General features: G+C 74.8%; 1 protein-coding gene. It reads right to left on the bottom strand.

Going from position 1 to position 924, the window contains the following annotated elements; translation table 11 throughout:
- Positions 1-924, bottom strand: a 924-nt coding sequence (locus tag OZN99_RS32495; protein WP_270939307.1) for a cryptochrome/photolyase family protein, incomplete at both ends; no start/stop codon positions are given.

The following is a 924-nucleotide window of genomic DNA, read 5'->3' as shown; positions in this document are numbered from 1 at the left end:
CGCCGAACGCGGCGAGCGCCCGGGCGCGCCCCTCCGCTGGGCCGACCACCGGGCGCGGATAGGCGCGGCCGAGGGCCACGCCGGCCGCGGCCAGGATGCCGGCCGGCGCCTCCCAGGGCTTGTGGAGGAAGGCCTTGGGCAGCTTCGCAAGCTCCGGAACCCAGCGGCGGACATAGGCACCCTCGGGGTCGAACTTCTCACCCTGCAGCACCGGGTTGAAGACGCGGAAATAGGGCGCGGCGTCGGTGCCGCAGCCCGCCACCCACTGCCAGGATGCGCTGTTGGAGGCGAGGTCGGCATCCACGAGCGTGTCCCAGAACCAGGCGGCACCGTCCTGCCAGGGTTGCAGGAGGTGCTTCACCAGCAGGCTGCCCGCCACCATGCGCACGCGGTTGTGCATCCAGCCGGTCTGCCAGAGCTGGCGCATCCCCGCATCCACGATGGGATAGCCGGTGCGGCCCTGCTGCCAGGCGCGCAGCAGCGTGGCGTCGGGGTGCCAGGGGAAGGCGTCGAACTCGGCGCGCAGGTTGCGCTGCGGCATCTCCGGCCGGTGCCACAGCAGGTGATAGGCGAATTCCCGCCAGAGGATCTCCTTCAGCCAGGTCTCGACGCCGCTGCCCTTCGCGGCGGCGCGGGCGGCGTGCCAGGCCTGGCGAGGCGAGACCTCGCCGAAGCGCAGATGCGGCGAGAGGCCGGAGGAGCCCTCGATGCCCGGGGTGTTGCGGGCGGCGTCGTAGGCCTTCAGCGCGCCGGCGGCGAAGCGGGCGAGCCGCGCCTGCGCGCCGGCCTCGCCCGGCTGCCAGAACTCGCTGAAGCCGGCGGCCCAGTCGGGCTCGCCGGGGACGGGGTAGAGGCCGAGGCTCTCCAGGCTCTCGCCGCCCGCGGGCGGCTCGGCGCCGGGGATGGCGGCGGGGGCGGGCAGCG

It is taken from the genome of Falsiroseomonas oryzae (genome assembly GCF_027856955.1).
Taxonomy (GTDB): Bacteria; Pseudomonadota; Alphaproteobacteria; order Acetobacterales; family Acetobacteraceae; genus Falsiroseomonas; species Falsiroseomonas oryzae.
This window is presented reverse-complemented; position numbering and strand designations above follow the sequence as displayed.